We start from the raw sequence: 15,954 nt of genomic DNA, 5'->3' as shown, positions 1-15,954 counted from the left end.
CTGAAAAACAGGTTTCAGACGGCCTTTAACAGTAGCTTGGTTTTAAGCCAAAGTCACTTCCAAATTATCAATCAGGCGCGTGGTACCCAAACGAGCGGCGGCAAGCACCACCAATTCTTTATCGCCGACATGAGCCACTGCCAAGCTGTGTGCATGGCGGATTTCAACGTAATCAACTACCCAGCCGGCATCGCTCAAACGGCGGATACATTCGGCCTCGAGCTGGGCGTAATCCAGATTGCCGTTTTTCAGGGCTGCGGCAATGTTTTGCAACTCTTGATAGAGGCGGGGCGCTTCTGCACGCTCTGCTTCGCTCAAATATTGGTTGCGGCTGGAAAGTGCCAGGCCGTCTGAAGCGCGGCCGGTATCGACCGGGACGATTTCGATATTGAAATTCAAGTCTTCGACAAAGCCTTTAATAATCGCCAGCTGCTGATAGTCTTTTTTGCCGAAACAGGCGGTATCGGGTTGAACAATGTTGAACAATTTGGTTACAACGGTGGCAACGCCGCGGAAATGTCCCGGGCGGAATTTGCCGCACAATTCGTTTTGCAGGTGCGGAGGCTCGACATTGAAACGCTGTTCCACATTCGGATACAGCTCTTTTTCATCAGGCGCAAACACGACGGCAACGCCCTCGCCTGCCAATTTGTCGGCATCTTGCTGCAAAGTGCGCGGATATTTGTCGAAATCTTCGCCTTGTCCGAATTGCAGACGGTTGACAAAAATACTGACTACAACGTTATCGGCACGTTTTTTCGCTTCGCGCACCAGCGCAAGATGGCCTTCGTGCAGATTGCCCATGGTCGGTACAAATGCCACTTTTCCGGCAGTTTTGCGCCACTCGCGCAATTCTTTAATCGTATGAATGATTTGCATGGTTTGAAAAATCCTTTATCTTTTCCGCCGTTTCATCAACGGAAATCACGCGCCGATTATACGCTTTTATTTATCAAAAAGGCCGTCTGAAATAAGTTTCAGACGGCCTGGTTTTTATTTTATCCGGCAAACGTATGTTCGACAGATGGGAACGTTTTTGCTTTGACTTCGTCCACATAGGCTTTGACCGCAGCTTGAACGCTGTCTTTGCCCTGCATAAAGTTCTTCACGAATTTGGCGGTTTTACCGGGGAAAATGCCGAGCATATCGTGCATCACCAAAACCTGACCGTCGCAATCCACGCCTGCGCCAATACCGATGGTCGGGCAAGAAACGGTCTCAGTCACTTTTTTCGCCAACTCTGCAGGAACACATTCCATCAATACGATTGCCGCACCTGCAGCATCATGCGCTTTGGCATCGTTGAGCAACGCTTCCGCCTTGTCGCCTCGGCCTTGAACTTTATAGCCGCCGAATGCAAACACGGATTGCGGGGTCAGGCCGATGTGGGCGCAAACAGGGATACCGCGCATTTGCAGAAATTCAGTGGTCTCCGCCATCCAGACGCCGCCTTCAAGTTTGACCATATGCGCGCCGGCCGCCATCAATTCGGCCGCCGCCGCAAATGCCTGCTCTTTGCTCTGCTGATACGCGCCAAACGGCAAGTCGCTGACAATCATGGCATTTTGAGTGCCGCGAGCCACGCATTCAGTGTGGTAGCACATATCCTGCAAGCTCACCGGCAAAGTGGAATGACGACCTTGCACCGCCATGCCCAAAGAATCGCCGACCAGCAGTACATCTACGCCGGCATTGTCCATCAGCGCGGCAAAGCTGGATTCATAAGCGGTCAGCATGGCGATTTTCTCGCCCTCTGCTTTCATTTTTTGCAAAGTGTTTACGGTAATCATGGTGTTGTGTGTTCCGCCCGACGGGCAGCCCTTTGTTATAAATGGAAACGCGGTATTATAAGGTCTGCTTTTAAAATATCAAAGCATAAGCAAAAAGCCCGACTGCTTTCACAATCGGGCTTTTAATTGGTGCCGGCACCAAGAGTCGAACTCGGGACCCCCTGATTACAAGTCAGGTGCTCTACCAACTGAGCTATACCGGCTTACTGAAATGCCTTACAGCACCATCAGTCTTTAACTGGTGCCGGCACCAAGAGTCGAACTCGGGACCCCCTGATTACAAGTCAGGTGCTCTACCAACTGAGCTATACCGGCAAGGAAGTCGGCATTATGCCGATAAGTTCCCATCTTGGCAAGCATTTTAAAACAAAGTTACTCACGAAATTATAAAAACCAATGATTTTAAAGAAAATTAAATACATGCATTATCTTTCTATCCAACACACTCAAAGGCCGTCTGAAAACCGCCCCAGCGCAAAACATCATGGTTTCTGTTAAAATAACGCCTTTTACATCTTTCCGTCTTTGCCCATGCCACCCCGCCATCCTTACCGCCGCCTGCGCCCAGCCAAATCCCATCTGCCCGAAGTCGGCATTTCCGAAGAAGGCAATATCCGTTCCCTGCACTTGGGCAGCGACACCATTCAAAGCTCCATGAATGTCGATCATCCGTCCGAGCTGGTGTTGTCGTACAGCCGCGCCATGATGGGTTGGCTGCTGTTTGCAGAAAACCCGCCCAAACACATCACCCAAATCGGCTTAGGCGGCGGCTCGTTTGCCCGTTGGATAGACAGCTACCTGCCCGATACCAAGCAAACCGCCGTGGACATCAATCCGCAAGTCATCGCCGTGGCGCGCAGCCTGTTTGAATTGCCGCACGAAGGCGAAAATTTTGAAATTATCGAGGCGGATGGCGCGGAATATATTAAAGTGTTCCGCCACAATACCGATGTAATTTTAGTAGATGGTTTTGACGGCGAACAGATTATCGATGCTTTGGTGGAAGAACCCTTCTTCCAAGACTGCCGCAACGCTCTCTCTCCCAACGGCGTATTTGTGACCAACTGGTGGAGCGGCGACCAGCGTTATCAACGCTTTGTCGAACGCCTGCTCAACGTCTTTGACGGCCGCGTGCTCGAACTGCCTGCCGAGAGCCACGGCAACGTAGCGGTCATGGCCTTCCAAAGCAGCTCTAAAGAACAAAATCTCGACAACCTGAAAAAACGCGCCGAAAAATTAAGCGAAAAATACGGCTTGGACTTCAAACGGATGCTTGCTGATTTGAAAGCCAACAATCAAAACAACGGCAAGAATTTTTATCTGTAAACCGCTTCAGGCCGTCTGAAAAAACAAACAAGGACACACTCATGCTCAAACCCGACATCATTCAAATCCCCGGCCCGGCCGGTTTGCTGGAAACCATCTACCTGCCAAGCACACAAGAGTCCGCCCGCGGCGTCGCCGTCATCAACCACCCCAATCCCCTGCAAGGCGGCACCAACACCAACAAAGTCATCCAAACCGCCGCCAAAGCCTTATCGCAACTCGGTTTTCACTGCTATCTGCCAAACCTGCGTGGCGTAGGCAACAGCGAAGGTGAACACGACTACGGCCGCGGCGAAACACAAGACTGCATTGCCGTTATCGACTACGCCCGCGCGCAACATCCAGACGCACCGCAATTCGCCCTGGCCGGCTTCTCATTCGGCGGCTACGTTTCCACCTTTGCCGCCCAAGAACGCACGCCTGATTTGCTGTTGCTGATGGGTGCAGCCGTCCATCACTACAAAGACCGCCTGGAACCATCCGACGTTCCCGATGTCGCCAAAACATTGATGATCCATGGTGCGGAAGACGAAGTCGTCGAAATCAACAAAGCCCTGACATGGGCAGAACCCCAAGGCCTGCCGGTTGTGACTATTGCCGGCTCGTCCCATTTCTTCCACGGCAAACTTATCGTTTTACGCGACACGATTACACGGTTTGCACCAGCCTTATTAGGTTAAAATCCGGCTACAAAATAAAACAAGGCCGTCTGAAAGCTTTTTCAGACGGCCTTGTTCGTATCTTAACATATCAATTCTGAGTCAACCAATACTGCAAACCAATCAAAGTCTTACCATCTTTGATTTCATCGTTTGCCAATGCAGTGCGCACCTCTTCCTTGCTCATCAAGACAGTTTCAGTAATTTCATCTTCATCATTGCTCAACTCGCTGCCCAAACGCACGCCTTGCGCTTGGTAGAGATACATTTTCTCATCACAAAAACCGACTGCCGTGTAAAAGCTGTACAACAATTTAACACTGTCGGCAACGTATGGCGTTTCTTCCGCCAACTCACGCAAAGCGCATTCGGCAGGATCTTCGCCTGCAATATCCAATTTACCCGCCGGCAATTCCAACGTCGCCTGATCCGCAGCATAACGCCATTGGCGAACCAAAACAACTTTGCCGTCTTCCGTTTCCGCCAACACACACGCAGCACCCGGATGTCGGATCACAACCCTTTGGCTTTCATTGCCGTTGGGCAGGCGCACCCGATCGCGACTAATGGTAACAAAAGAACCTTCGTAGATTGGCTCGCTGCTTAATTTAGTTTCTTTCAAATCCATTTTTTTACCTCATTTCCAAATTATTGAATATTAAAGGCCGTCTGAAATCCTTTTTCAGACGGCATAGACAAGCCTCATTCCCGAGCACGTTCAATTTCAATACCAACCTGCGCCACATCAGGCAAGATGCCCGGTTTCACAATACGGACGCGCACTTTGGCCGCACCAAAATCATTTAAAATCAATTGGGCGATATGTTCCGCCAACGTTTCCAGCAGTAAAAAATCCTGTTCGGCAAGGTTACGGCGTACGACTTCACATACTTCGCCATAATGGATGGTGTCGCCGATATCGTCGCTTGTGCCCGTACGCTCGGGAACACTGATTTCCAAATCCAAAATCAAAGTCTGTTTACGCTCGCGTTCCCAATCATATACGCCGATTAAAGTATCGGCTTTCATGCCGTACAAAAAGATTTTATCCATTTGCCTGTCCGTTTTTTTGATAGAATAACCGTTCCCATTTTAAGTAAAGCACCCAAAATGTTCAATGTACTCGCCATTATTGCCGCCTATCTTATCGGCTCCCTGTCTTTTGCCGTCATCGTATCAAAATATTACGGCATGGACGATCCGCGCACTTACGGCTCCGGCAACCCCGGTGCCACCAACGTCTTGCGCAGCGGTAAGAAAAAAGCAGCCGCATTAACTTTGCTCGGCGATGCAGTAAAAGGCTTGGTTGCTGTCATCTTGGCGCGCTGTCTGCAAAATGCTTTAGATTTGTCGGATGCAACAATAGCCCTGGTCGCCATTGCAGCATTGGTCGGCCATATGTGGCCAATATTTTTCAATTTTAAAGGCGGCAAAGGCGTAGCCACCGCATTGGGCGTCTTGCTCGCCCTCTCCCCTGCAACCGCCCTGCTCTGCGCCTTGATTTGGCTGGTTATGGCGTTCGGTTTCAAAGTTTCCTCCCTCGCCGCACTGGTCGCCACCGTCTGCGCACCCATCTTCGCCTTCTTCATGATGCCGCACGCCTCTTGGGCATGGGCAACCGTATTCATTGCAGCATTGGTGTTGTACCGCCATAAAAGCAATATTCAAAACCTGCTTCAAGGCAAAGAAAGCAAAATCGGGGATAAAGCCGGAAAATCTTAAAAGTGTAGATACAATCAATAAAAGGCCGTCTGAAGTCTATTTTTCAGACAGCCTTAATAGCTTTTATTCATATATAATCATTCAATCTTAATATACTCTACCGACAAAATCTCTATAACCTCCTGCCCTTCCGGCGTATTCAAGACAACTTCGTCGCCTTCGCGCGCTTTAATCAGGCTGCGTGCCAAAGGGGAAATCCATGAGATTTTGTTTTTAGCGGTATCGATTTCATCTACGCCGACGATTTTGACGGTTTGTTCTCGACCGTCTCCGCGCAGTAAGCCAACGGTTGCGCCGAAGAAAACCTGGTCCGTGGCTTCGCGCGCTTCAGGGTCGACGACAACGGCTGCTTCCAAGCGTTTGGTTAAGAAGCGGATACGGCGGTCGATTTCGCGCATACGGCGTTTACCGTAAAGATAGTCGCCATTTTCGCTGCGGTCGCCATTGCTTGCCGCCCAGTTAACGATTTGGACGATTTCCGGGCGTTCTTTGTTGACCAGATGATACAGTTCGTCTTTCAATGCCTGCCAACCGGTAGGTGTGATGTAATTTTTGGTTTCGGTACTCATGATGTGTCTAAAACATAATTAAAGGCCGTCTGAACGTTAATTTTCAGACGGCCTTTATTGTAAGTCAATTTACTTTATTCTTCATCATCGCTATCGCTGATACTGATGCTGTGTTCCATTTTGCTTGGATGAACTTTCAAGCCGCCACAACCTGATTTTTCGGTAGAGAGACGGTTCAGATATGCTTCATCGATATCGCCGGTTTGATAAACACCGTTAAAGCATGAAGAATCAAAGGATTCGATTTTTGGATTGAGTGCTTTGACTACTGCTTCCAAATCTTCTAAGTTTTGGAAGACGATGCCGTCTGCGCCAATCTCGGTTGCGATTTCTGCTGCGCTGCGGCCGTTTGCAATCAGTTCTTCACGGGTCGGCATATCGATACCGTACACATTCGGATAGCGTACTTCAGGAGCGGCAGAAGCAATGTAGACTTTGCGTGCACCTGCCGCGCGTACCATTTCGACGATTTCACGGCTGGTCGTACCGCGTACAATGGAATCATCCACCAATAAAACGCTTTTGCCGTTAAACTCGGTTTCCATCGGGCTGAGTTTTTGGCGTACTGATTTTTTGCGTGTTGCTTGGCCAGGCATAATAAAGGTGCGGCCAATGTAGCGGTTTTTAATCAGACCTTCGCGGTAAGGTTTTTCGAGATGAACGGCAAGCTCCATCGCGCTGGGTCGGCTGGTATCGGGAATCGGCATCACGACATCGATATCATCGACAGGCAGCTCGCGTTTGATTTTTTCTGCCAAAGATACACCCATATCCATACGGGACTGATAAACGGAAACGCCATCGATGACGGAGTCCGGTCGGGCAAAATAAACATATTCAAAAAGACAAGGGCTTAATTTGGCTTTATCGCTGCATTGACGGGAAATAATCGTGCCGTCAAAACCAATAAATACAGCTTCGCCCGGCTGGATATCGCGTTCCAAATCATAGGCAAGCGCATTGAAAGCAACGGATTCGGAGGCAACAGCATAAGATTTTTTGCCGGATTCGTCAATTTGCGAACCCAAAACCAACGGACGGATACCGAAAGGATCCCGGAAAGCCAGCATGCCGTATCCTGCAATCATGGCTACTACGCCGTATGCGCCGCGCACCAAGCGGTGTACTTCGGAAACGGCGTTGAAAATATTGTCGATGGTAAGTTGATAAGGGGCTGTATTTTTAGAGACTTCGCGGCGTAATTCGTGTGCGAATACATTGAGTAGGACTTCAGAATCGGAGCTGGTATTAACGTGGCGCAGGTGTTTGTTGCATACGTTTTCATAGAGCTCTTCGGTATTAGTCAGATTACCATTGTGTGCCAAAACAATGCCGAATGGGGAGCTGACATAAAACGGCTGAGCCTCTGCGCTGCTGCCCGCATTGCCTGCAGTCGGATAGCGGACATGTGCAATGCCTGCATTACCGACCAAGTCGCGCATATTGCGGGTACGGAACACTTCGCGCACCATGCCTTTGCCCTTGTGCATATGAAATATATTGCCTTCGGCAGTAACAATACCTGCTGCGTCCTGACCACGGTGTTGCAACATCTGCAAACCATCATACAACATCTGATTGACCGGCTCATGACTGACCAAACCTAATACACCACACATATCGTGCTTCTCCGAGTTTGAAGATTAAATGGGTAAGCTGTCATTATAAAATAATTTAGATGAGTTTGCTCGAATTGTTGACAATATGATGTCAAATTTACGCAAATAAAAACGGATTCAGACGACCCATAGGCCGTCTGAATCCGTCAAATTCAATCATCCAATTCTTCAACTTCAGCTGCTTTACCCGAAAGATGCGGCATTGCGGTATCTTTCCCTGGCAGATAAGGCATCGCAGCATCAGCAAGTGATTCAAAATACGGAATTGTGTGCGAACTTTGCCACTCTTCCGTTTTCGGCAAATCAGTGTGTGAAAAAACCATCACTGCCAGTGTCACCAAAATCACACCTTTCACTGCACCGAATACGCCGCCAAGCAAACGGTTGATGCTTCCCAAACCAACGGCAGACATCAAACTGCTCAACAGCGATCGTGCCAGTTTCTGCAACAGCCATGCCAGAAAAAACACAGCGGCAAAACCCATGGCAACCGCCAAAGAATGCGACTCAACCGATTTAAAGACCACATCGGCAAACGGAACGGCAAGCGTTCTGGCTGCAATAAACGATACCACCCACGCCACCATCGCCCCTGCTTCAGCAATAATACCCCGTGTCAACGAGATAATGATGCAGATGACGATGACGGTGGTCGCCAACAAATCGGCAACAGGCAAATTACTCACTGGTCACCTGACCTGCAATGCCATGTACACGCAATTTGTTCAAATCGCGCTCTGCATCGCGTGCATTTTTATAACTGGCTGATTTCACGCGATACACCTTACCTTTATCGGTCATCACTTCAGTAATGGTCGAGTCGATACCTGCGGCTTTCATTTTACGTTGCAGGCTTTGCGCACGTTCTTTTTCAGCATAACCAGCCTGAATGGCAGCTTTTTTCGCAGGCTTGGCTTCTGCTGTTTCTTTTTCAGCTTTAGGCTTGGCTTTTTCAGACGGCTTCTCGGCAGTTTTTACCTTATCGGCTTTTTCTGCTTTGGCCGTTTCCGGTTTAGCCTTTTCATTTTTTGGTTTTTCAACTTTGGCTTCTGCTTTCTTAGCAGGCTCGGCCTTGTCTTTTACGCTGTCTTTGCTGTTTTTGGCAGATTTACGCTCAGCAATGGCTTTCTCTGCTTTTTCCAATTGTGCCAATTTATTGCGTTCGGCAGCCGCTTCACGCTCTGCTTTTTCAGCACGCGCTTGAAGTGCACGTTTTTTAGCAGCCAATGCGTTTTCTTTTTCATCCGCTTCCTGTTGGGCTTGTGCCTTGCGTGCCGCAGCACGTTGTTCTGCCTGGCGTTGGCGGCGTTCTTCGGCTCGGCGCTCCGCAGCTTCGCGTTTGGCGGCCTCAGCTCGTTGAATACGCTCAGACTCTTCCAAACCTTTAATATTGCCGTCATCCAAAGTATCATTAATCAAAACCAACGGCTCGCCGACATCTTCGGGAGCAGACTCACGGTTTGGCTTCAATACTTCAACCGGCGCATTGTCTTCTTCGTCGCCGGCATTTTGAGGTTTACTTTGCGCTTCGGCATCCGCATGGCGGGCTGCTTCTTCAGCCATCGCAACATCCTCTTTATTCGGCTCTAAAACAACAGCCTTGCTCGGCTCGTCAGCCGTTTTGACTTGGCTCTGACCGACAGGCGCTTCTTTAAACGGTGAATTTTTATCGTCGCCGGAAGTCAGCGCCAGACCGAACAGCATACCCGATGCCACCACCAAGCCGGAGGCCAAGACCAAGCGACGGCGGTTGCGACGTTTCAGTCGTTCGTAACCGTCTAAATCGTATCCGTTTGGAGTTTCTTTTTGTTTATTGTCGGACATGATAATTTCCTCGTTAGTGTTCTTTCAAAACAGCCATTACATCGGCAACAGTATGGAATGAGCCGAAAACGACGATTCTATCATTTTCGGTTGCTTTAGCCAAAGCAGCGCGGTAGGCTGCAGCGACAGTTTCAAAAACATTTACATTGTCGATACCGTGTTCAGCTAGTTTAGCCTGCAAAGCCTCCACCGTCATGCTGCGCGGCACATCTAAAGGCGCAATATTCCATTCGTCAAACTGATCTTTAACGATTTCCAGCACGCCATCAATATCTTTGTCGGACAACATACTGAATACGGCGGTACGTTTTTGTGCAAAGGCAAGGTTAATCAGGCTGCGGCGCAAAGCACGTGCTGCGTGCGGATTGTGGCCGACATCCAAAACCACCAGCGGACGGCCGGGCAAAACTTGGAAACGTCCAGGATTCTCAACCAACAGCAAACCGCGTTTAATCGCGCCGATGTCAACGGGCAGCTGATTATTCAAACACTCCAACACCGTCAATGCACACGCGGCATTGGACAACTGATAGGCACCGCGCAAAGCAGGAAACGGCAAGGAATTGCGGTTACGGCTTTGGCCGTCTGAAGATTGCGGATGGAAGCGGTAGTTCCACTGTACGCTTTCCATTGACGTAAAATCAAAATCTCGCTGAACCATCAACAGTTTTGCGCCAATTTCTTCTGCGTGTTTGACCAATGATTCAGGTGCAGGATTCTGACCACACACGGCAGGTTTGCCGCTACGGAACACTCCGGCTTTTTCAAAACCGACCTGCTCAACGGTATCGCCCAAAAATGCCTGATGATCCAAATCCACGCTGGTAACGACCGAACAGTCGCCATCGAATACATTCACGGCATCCAATCGTCCGCCCAAACCAACTTCCAAAATCATTACGTCCACATTTTCACGCATGAAAATATCGACGGCAGCCAAAGCATTAAACTCAAAATACGTCAGCGAAATTTCGCCTCGCGCCGCTTCGATGCGCTCAAATGAGGAAACAATCAGTTCATCTGAAACCGGCTGAGTGTTGATGGCGATTCGTTCGTTGTAACGCAGAAGGTGCGGACTGGTCAGCGTACCGACTTTAAAACCGGCTTCTTTATAAATATGCGACAAATAGGCGCATACGGAACCCTTGCCATTGGTACCCGCCACCACGACGACAGGACATTGTGGCACCAAATTCATGCGTTTTTTCACTTCTCCCACGCGTTCCAAACCCATATCGATAAGGCCGGAACTATGGGCAGTCTCCAAATGAGAAAGCCAGTCTTGTAATGTTTTCATTGTATTTATCGCTTCAAAAGGCCGTCTGAAACAGCCGTTTAATCCATATCTGCCGCAAGTTCTGCTTTGTCTTCTTTTTCCCGGCACCAGCGCGCCCATACTTTCAGACGACGGTAGGCATCACGGTCGGCCATATCGGGCAAGATGCAGTGTTTAACCATTTTTCCGTCAACATTCCATTGCAAAAACAAAGCATAAACCGTCAACATACTGCTGTCTTGCAAAACCGCGCTTCTTCCCTCTTCCTCGTCATTCAAGTAAACCGTCGCACGGTATTGGCGGTCGATGATGATTTTTCTGACCGCATTTTGAGTCTGAAAATTAACGCTGCGCCAAGCATAGGCAAAACTGCCGGCCAATGCCGCCAAACCCAGCCACATCATCCAACCGTAAAACTCGGCAAGGCATAAGGCAACCGCCGAAAGGTGTAAGAAGACAATCAGAATTTTCAAAGAACGCGAGGGCTTTAAGGCCGTCTGAAAACTGCGCACGGCTTTACATCATATTGTCGAAAACAGGCGTAATGTTCAATTCCGCCTCTTCCATATCCAAAACCATATCGTGGATTTCGGTATCGAAAAATTCCCAAAAAGCCTTCAAACTCATGTCTTGCGGCCATTTGCTTTTATCGATGTCCCAGCCGGCCAACTCGGCTTCAAAAATCTGCTGGTAGCGTTCGTCAAAATAAGAAATGACGGATTCGGGTTCGTCAAATTGCGGTACAAGGAATACAGAGCAGTTGGTGCGCAGTTGCTCGACGGTCAGGTCAGGCATATTTTCATCGGCGGATTTCAGCCATTCCAAAAAACGGGCGGTCGGCTTCAGCACAACAGCAGTACGGTCAACAAAATACATTATTTTCAACTTTCAAAATCATTCAAACCGATCATGCCGTCTGAAATTTCAGACGGCCTGAGTTTAATGTGTCATCACCTGTTGCAGGAATTGTTTGGCACGCTCGTGTTTCGGATTGGTAAAAAATTCTTCCGGCGTTTCGTCTTCCAGAATCTGGCCTTTATCGACAAAAATCACACGGTTGGCAACTTCGCGCGCAAAACCCATTTCATGGGTCACACACATCATGGTCATGCCACTTTCCGCCAAGTCTTTCATCACTTTCAATACTTCACCGACCATTTCAGGGTCAAGCGCGGAAGTCGGCTCGTCAAACAACATCACGCGCGGCTCCATCGCCAAACCGCGTGCAATCGCCACACGCTGCTGCTGACCGCCGGAAAGCTGACCGGGCAGCGCGTCTTTTTTATACGCCAAGCCGACACGTTCCAAAAGCTCCATCGCTTTCTTTTCCGCCTCTTCACGGCTTTGGTTTTTCACTTTCATCGGAGAAAGAATAATATTTTCCAAGACAGTCAAATGCGGATACAGATTGAACCCTTGGAACACAAAGCCCACTTCTTCACGCACTTTGTTCAAATCAGTTTTCGGATCGGCAACATTGATGCCGTCCACCCAAATCTCGCCGCTTTCAATGCGCTCGAGTTGGTTTACCGTACGAATCAACGTCGATTTGCCACTGCCTGAAGGACCGCATACAACGACCACTTCGCCTTGCTTGACTTCCAGATTCACGCCGTTGATAACGTGCAAATCTTTAAAATGTTTGTGTACATTTTTGAATTTAATCATTATTTCTTTCCAAACTGCCAAAATTTTCGGGGCTTAAGTTGCGCTTGCCGCTGCCAAAGCAAAGGAATGGCAGTTTCCAGCCAAAAGCGGCAGCTGACTATGCGTCGGAGGTTCCACCTTGATTGTACCGATTGACTTTAAATTGCTCTTCCCTATCGAGACGATGCCCGGTCAATACCCAAACTGCGCCGATAATTGCCGCTTCAAAACGGTGCCGCTCAGGCGGCATATCCTTACCGGAAAAATACTGCGCCAACTTGCGCCACAAATATGAATCACCCAGTCCCCCCTTTGAATAAGAGGTTGCTTAAAAATTGCCATCACTGTTTCAGACGGCCTTTTGAACCAGATAATTGCTCAATGCCACATATTTTTCAGCGGCAATGTGTTCTGCCCTGTCCTGCGGATTGATACCGACTGCCTGCAAATCATCATCGCCTGCAAGTTCCTTCAAATTATTGCGTATGGTTTTGCGGCGTTGATGGAAAGCCAGTTTCACCAGTTTGGCAAAATGTTCAAAATCTTCCGCTTTACCGATGCGGTGTTTCACCGGAATCATGCGAACGACGGCCGAATCTACTTTTGGCGCAGGATCAAAGGATTCAGGCGGTACTTCAATCAACATTTCCATATCGAAGAAATATTGCAGCATCACGCCCAGACGGCCATAGTCGTTGGTTTTCGGCTGCGCCACCATGCGTTCGACCACTTCTTTTTGCAGCATAAAGTGCATATCGATCACATCGTCTGCCACTTCGCTCAATCGGAACAAAAGCGGCGTGGAAATATTGTACGGCAGGTTGCCGACAATTTTTTTCTTGCCTTCAATGCTGTTGAAATCAAACTGCAATACATCGCCTTCGTGTATCACCAATTTGTCTGCAAACGGTAGGGTTTTCAGACGACGTACGATGTCGCGGTCGATTTCGCAAACATGCAGGCAGTTGAGTTTTTTCGCCAAAGGCTCGGTAATGGCGGCCAAGCCCGGGCCGATTTCAATCACGATATCATCGGGCTGCGGTCTGACCGCGTTGACAATATCGCTAATAATCCGCGTATCCTGCAAAAAATTCTGCCCGAAGCGTTTCCGGGCCTTATGTTCTTTCATATCTTTCTTCAAGCAAGCTGTTTAAGGCAGTATTGTAACTGAAACAGGCGTTTTTGTCGGCACGCTTTCAGACGGCATTTGCCTAATTTTAAGCAAACGGTGGCGCTTCCAAACCCAAAGATTTCAGTAGTTGCGCGGTCTCATAAACCGGCAAACCCATCACGCCGGTAAAACTGCCCTGCAAATGCTCGACAAATACGCCGCCCAAGCCCTGAATCCCATACGCACCGGCTTTGTCCATCGGCTCGCCGCTGGCAACATAGGCTGCAATCTCCTCAGCCGTCAACGTTTTAAAGCGCACTTCGCTCGTCTGCACCACATCATGGCGCACGCCTTGCCAGTAAACGCATACAGCCGTCAATACTTGATGCGTCCGTCCGGACAAGCGTTCCAGCATATCGACCGCATCCGCTTCGGATTCCGGTTTACCCAAAATAGCCGCACCATCCGCCACCGTCGTATCCGCCGTCAATACAGCAAACTCAGGCTCTTGATCATGAGCAATAAACCATTGCGCTACTGCTACCTGATTTTTCTCGCAGGCCATACGGCGCACATACTCTACTGCGGCTTCGCTTTCTTTGGGGGTTTCATCAATATCCGCAGGAAGGCGACGTACCGTGAAACCCAAATTCTCCAAAATCTCACGACGACGCGGACTGCCCGAAGCCAGATAAATTGCGTTCATTGTATTGGTTTTCCTTATTTTGACATTTTATGCTGACCGGACAGTCGGACATAATGCGCGGACGAATACGTCAAAAATTCCTTTTCCTCATCAGTCAGCGGACGCACTTGTTTCACAGGCGAGCCGACGTATAAAAAACCGCTTTCCAAACGTTTGCGCGGCGGCACCAAACTGCCCGCGCCTATCATCACATCATCTTCGACAACCGTATCATCCAAAATAATCGAACCCATGCCCACCAACACACGATTCCCAATTCGGCAGCCATGCAGCATGACCTTATGCCCAATCGTCACATCATCGCCGATAATCAAAGGCGAACCGTCAGGCTTCGCCGCATTCTTATGCGATACATGCAAAACACTGCCGTCCTGCACATTGCTGCGTTTGCCGATAGAAATACTGTTCACATCGCCGCGCAATACGGCATAAGGCCAAATCGATACATCTTCCGCCAGCGACACTTCGCCAATCACTACCGAAGTCTCATCTACAAAACAAGACTCATCAACCGACGGCACATAATCCAAAAACGCACGAATAGGGTTTGCCATTTCCAATAATCCTTTTCTCAAAACCAAAACTGATCGGGCCGTCTGAAAACACGGCGTAAAACGATTTTATACTACAACAATACGAAATCAAGCCAGAAAATCATCAAAAGGCCGTCTGAAATAGTTTTCAGACGGCCTTTCATCATAAACCCTTTATCTTGGCTTACGACTATTTATCATTAGCGCCCCAGCTATATTTTATGGAATAATCGCCTTCATTTGATTCTTGGAGAAGCCGATGAACACACGTTCAGGAAATTATGCAGCGCCCCTGCTCGTCGTCGGCTGCGTCGTCTTCGGCTTGGGCAGTTTGATCGTCAAATTTGTCGATGTCGGCTCTTACGCCATCGCATTCTGGCGCTTGCTGATCGCCGCCCCTATATTCTCCCTGCTCGGGCGTTTTTTCAGACAAAAAATGCCCACAAAAAGAAAAACAGTTGGCTACGCAATCTTATCCGGCGTTTTCCTCGCATTCGACCTTGCCCTTTGGCACGAAAGCATTCACGCCGTAGGCCCCGGCATTTCAACCTTGCTCAACAGCCTGCAGATTTTCTTTTTAGCCGCCATCGGCTTCTTCTTTTATTCAGAACGTTTAAGCACCCTGCAAATTTTAAGTTTGATATTGGCCACCATAGGCGTAGCCTTAATCGGCAGCCCAGAGTTCGGTCATAACGACAATGCCGCATGGGGATTTGTCAGCGGCGTAGTATCCGGTGCCATGCTGGCCCTGTCTATGGTTTTCGTACGCAAAACCCATGAGCAGGAAAAAGTCGGTTTGTTTCCGCTGATGATGATTTTAAGCTTCGGCGGCGCAATGGCGCTGGTCATCCCATCGCTGCTATTCGATGCCGCCCATCTTTACCCCAAAACTTTAAACGATGTGATTCTAGTCTCCATCTACGGCATCGTCATGCAATGCTTTGCTTGGGCATTGATTGCTTACGCCATCCCGCTTTTATCCTTATCACTGACCGGCCTACTACTGCTCTCCGAACCAGTCGCCGCCATGTTGATCGATTATTTCTGGCTGGATAAACCGATTAACATCATCCAATGGAGCGGCGCCACTTTGACTTTATTGGCGATTTATTTAGGTTCGTTAAAAGACAAAAAATAGATACAAAAAAGGCCGTCTGAAAAATTTCAGACGG

20 protein-coding genes and 2 tRNA genes are annotated in these 15,954 nt (G+C 48.9%); 4 read left to right on the top strand and 18 right to left on the bottom strand.

All coding sequences use genetic code 11. The features are described 5' to 3' along the window. Positions 1-42: 42 nt before the first annotated feature. The 4 genes from panC to HMPREF3047_RS05765 form a co-directional block, all read right to left on the bottom strand. Positions 43-879, bottom strand: a complete 837-nt coding sequence (gene panC, locus HMPREF3047_RS05780; RefSeq protein WP_070712560.1) for a pantoate--beta-alanine ligase — start codon at positions 877-879, stop codon at positions 43-45. Positions 880-998: 119 nt separating this feature from the next. Continuing rightward, positions 999-1,790: a 3-methyl-2-oxobutanoate hydroxymethyltransferase gene (gene panB, locus HMPREF3047_RS05775; protein ID WP_070712558.1), complete on the bottom strand. Its 792-nt coding sequence runs from the start codon at positions 1,788-1,790 to the stop codon at positions 999-1,001. Positions 1,791-1,917: 127 nt separating this feature from the next. Further along, positions 1,918-1,993, bottom strand: a tRNA-Thr gene (locus HMPREF3047_RS05770). A 36-nt stretch (positions 1,994-2,029) separates the two neighbouring features. Beyond that, a tRNA-Thr gene (locus HMPREF3047_RS05765) sits at positions 2,030-2,105 on the bottom strand. A 216-nt stretch (positions 2,106-2,321) separates the two neighbouring features. Between HMPREF3047_RS05765 and HMPREF3047_RS05760 the strand changes: the two genes are divergently transcribed. Both HMPREF3047_RS05760 and HMPREF3047_RS05755 read left to right on the top strand, forming a co-directional pair. Then, complete coding sequence (locus HMPREF3047_RS05760; protein ID WP_070712556.1) at positions 2,322-3,116, top strand: polyamine aminopropyltransferase; 795 nt, start codon at positions 2,322-2,324, stop codon at positions 3,114-3,116. Between the two features lie 41 nt (positions 3,117-3,157). Continuing rightward, positions 3,158-3,796, top strand: a complete 639-nt coding sequence (locus HMPREF3047_RS05755; protein ID WP_070712554.1) for an alpha/beta hydrolase — start codon at positions 3,158-3,160, stop codon at positions 3,794-3,796. 70 nt (positions 3,797-3,866) lie between these two features. Here the strand turns inward: HMPREF3047_RS05755 and HMPREF3047_RS05750 are convergent, their stop codons facing one another. Then, the gene (locus HMPREF3047_RS05750) at positions 3,867-4,403 is read right to left on the bottom strand and encodes an NUDIX hydrolase (RefSeq protein ID WP_070712552.1); all 537 of its coding nucleotides are present in this window, start codon (positions 4,401-4,403) and stop codon (positions 3,867-3,869) included. Positions 4,404-4,477: 74 nt separating this feature from the next. Continuing rightward, positions 4,478-4,828: a dihydroneopterin aldolase gene (folB, locus tag HMPREF3047_RS05745; protein ID WP_070712550.1), complete on the bottom strand. Its 351-nt coding sequence runs from the start codon at positions 4,826-4,828 to the stop codon at positions 4,478-4,480. Positions 4,829-4,885: 57 nt separating this feature from the next. On the opposite strand from folB, the gene plsY reads away from it, so the two are divergent. Beyond that, on the top strand, positions 4,886-5,497 hold the full coding sequence (gene plsY, locus HMPREF3047_RS05740; protein ID WP_070712548.1) for a glycerol-3-phosphate 1-O-acyltransferase PlsY: 612 nt from the start codon (positions 4,886-4,888) through the stop codon (positions 5,495-5,497). 77 nt (positions 5,498-5,574) lie between these two features. On the opposite strand, the gene greB is transcribed toward plsY, so the two are convergent. The 12 genes from greB to HMPREF3047_RS05685 form a co-directional block, all read right to left on the bottom strand. After that, positions 5,575-6,066, bottom strand: coding sequence for a transcription elongation factor GreB (gene greB / locus HMPREF3047_RS05735; RefSeq protein WP_070712546.1), 492 nt, complete (start codon positions 6,064-6,066; stop codon positions 5,575-5,577). A gap of 74 nt (positions 6,067-6,140) precedes the next feature. Beyond that, complete coding sequence (gene purF, locus HMPREF3047_RS05730; protein WP_070584150.1) at positions 6,141-7,685, bottom strand: amidophosphoribosyltransferase; 1,545 nt, start codon at positions 7,683-7,685, stop codon at positions 6,141-6,143. Positions 7,686-7,837: 152 nt separating this feature from the next. Beyond that, positions 7,838-8,371 (bottom strand): CvpA family protein, encoded by a 534-nt coding sequence (locus HMPREF3047_RS05725; RefSeq protein WP_070459894.1) that lies wholly within the window; start codon positions 8,369-8,371, stop codon positions 7,838-7,840. Continuing rightward, positions 8,364-9,509 carry a cell division protein FtsN gene (ftsN, locus tag HMPREF3047_RS05720; RefSeq protein WP_070712544.1) on the bottom strand — a complete coding sequence of 382 codons (1,146 nt, stop codon included), beginning with the start codon at positions 9,507-9,509 and terminating at the stop codon, positions 8,364-8,366. Before ftsN ends, HMPREF3047_RS05725 begins: the two co-directional genes overlap by 8 nt. Positions 9,510-9,522: 13 nt before the next feature. Continuing rightward, on the bottom strand, positions 9,523-10,806 hold the full coding sequence (folC, locus tag HMPREF3047_RS05715; RefSeq protein ID WP_070712542.1) for a bifunctional tetrahydrofolate synthase/dihydrofolate synthase: 1,284 nt from the start codon (positions 10,804-10,806) through the stop codon (positions 9,523-9,525). Positions 10,807-10,844: 38 nt separating this feature from the next. Next, on the bottom strand, positions 10,845-11,297 hold the full coding sequence (locus tag HMPREF3047_RS05710; protein ID WP_070712540.1) for a protein YgfX: 453 nt from the start codon (positions 11,295-11,297) through the stop codon (positions 10,845-10,847). Between the two features lie 4 nt (positions 11,298-11,301). After that, positions 11,302-11,661: a hypothetical protein gene (locus HMPREF3047_RS05705; protein ID WP_003747228.1), complete on the bottom strand. Its 360-nt coding sequence runs from the start codon at positions 11,659-11,661 to the stop codon at positions 11,302-11,304. A gap of 63 nt (positions 11,662-11,724) precedes the next feature. Next, complete coding sequence (locus HMPREF3047_RS05700; protein WP_070712538.1) at positions 11,725-12,453, bottom strand: amino acid ABC transporter ATP-binding protein; 729 nt, start codon at positions 12,451-12,453, stop codon at positions 11,725-11,727. A 97-nt stretch (positions 12,454-12,550) separates the two neighbouring features. Continuing rightward, positions 12,551-12,721: a hypothetical protein gene (locus tag HMPREF3047_RS11585; protein ID WP_283127038.1), complete on the bottom strand. Its 171-nt coding sequence runs from the start codon at positions 12,719-12,721 to the stop codon at positions 12,551-12,553. A 60-nt stretch (positions 12,722-12,781) separates the two neighbouring features. After that, positions 12,782-13,561, bottom strand: coding sequence for a 16S rRNA (adenine(1518)-N(6)/adenine(1519)-N(6))-dimethyltransferase RsmA (rsmA, locus tag HMPREF3047_RS05695; protein ID WP_070712535.1), 780 nt, complete (start codon positions 13,559-13,561; stop codon positions 12,782-12,784). 88 nt (positions 13,562-13,649) lie between these two features. After that, the gene (locus HMPREF3047_RS05690) at positions 13,650-14,249 is read right to left on the bottom strand and encodes a Maf family protein (RefSeq protein WP_070712532.1); all 600 of its coding nucleotides are present in this window, start codon (positions 14,247-14,249) and stop codon (positions 13,650-13,652) included. A 14-nt stretch (positions 14,250-14,263) separates the two neighbouring features. After that, positions 14,264-14,803: a gamma carbonic anhydrase family protein gene (locus HMPREF3047_RS05685; protein ID WP_070712530.1), complete on the bottom strand. Its 540-nt coding sequence runs from the start codon at positions 14,801-14,803 to the stop codon at positions 14,264-14,266. 238 nt (positions 14,804-15,041) lie between these two features. Here HMPREF3047_RS05685 and HMPREF3047_RS05680 point away from each other — a divergent pair, with 238 nt between their 5' ends. Then, complete coding sequence (locus tag HMPREF3047_RS05680) at positions 15,042-15,920, top strand: DMT family transporter (RefSeq protein ID WP_070712527.1); 879 nt, start codon at positions 15,042-15,044, stop codon at positions 15,918-15,920. The last annotated feature ends 34 nt before the right edge of the window (positions 15,921-15,954 follow it).

Origin of the sequence: Neisseria sp. HMSC075C10 (genome assembly GCF_001815615.1) — a bacterium.
GTDB classification, from domain to species: Bacteria; Pseudomonadota; Gammaproteobacteria; order Burkholderiales; family Neisseriaceae; genus Neisseria; species Neisseria subflava_A.
The sequence above is the reverse complement of the archived record's forward strand: the minus strand, read 5'-3'. Positions and strand labels throughout refer to the sequence as shown.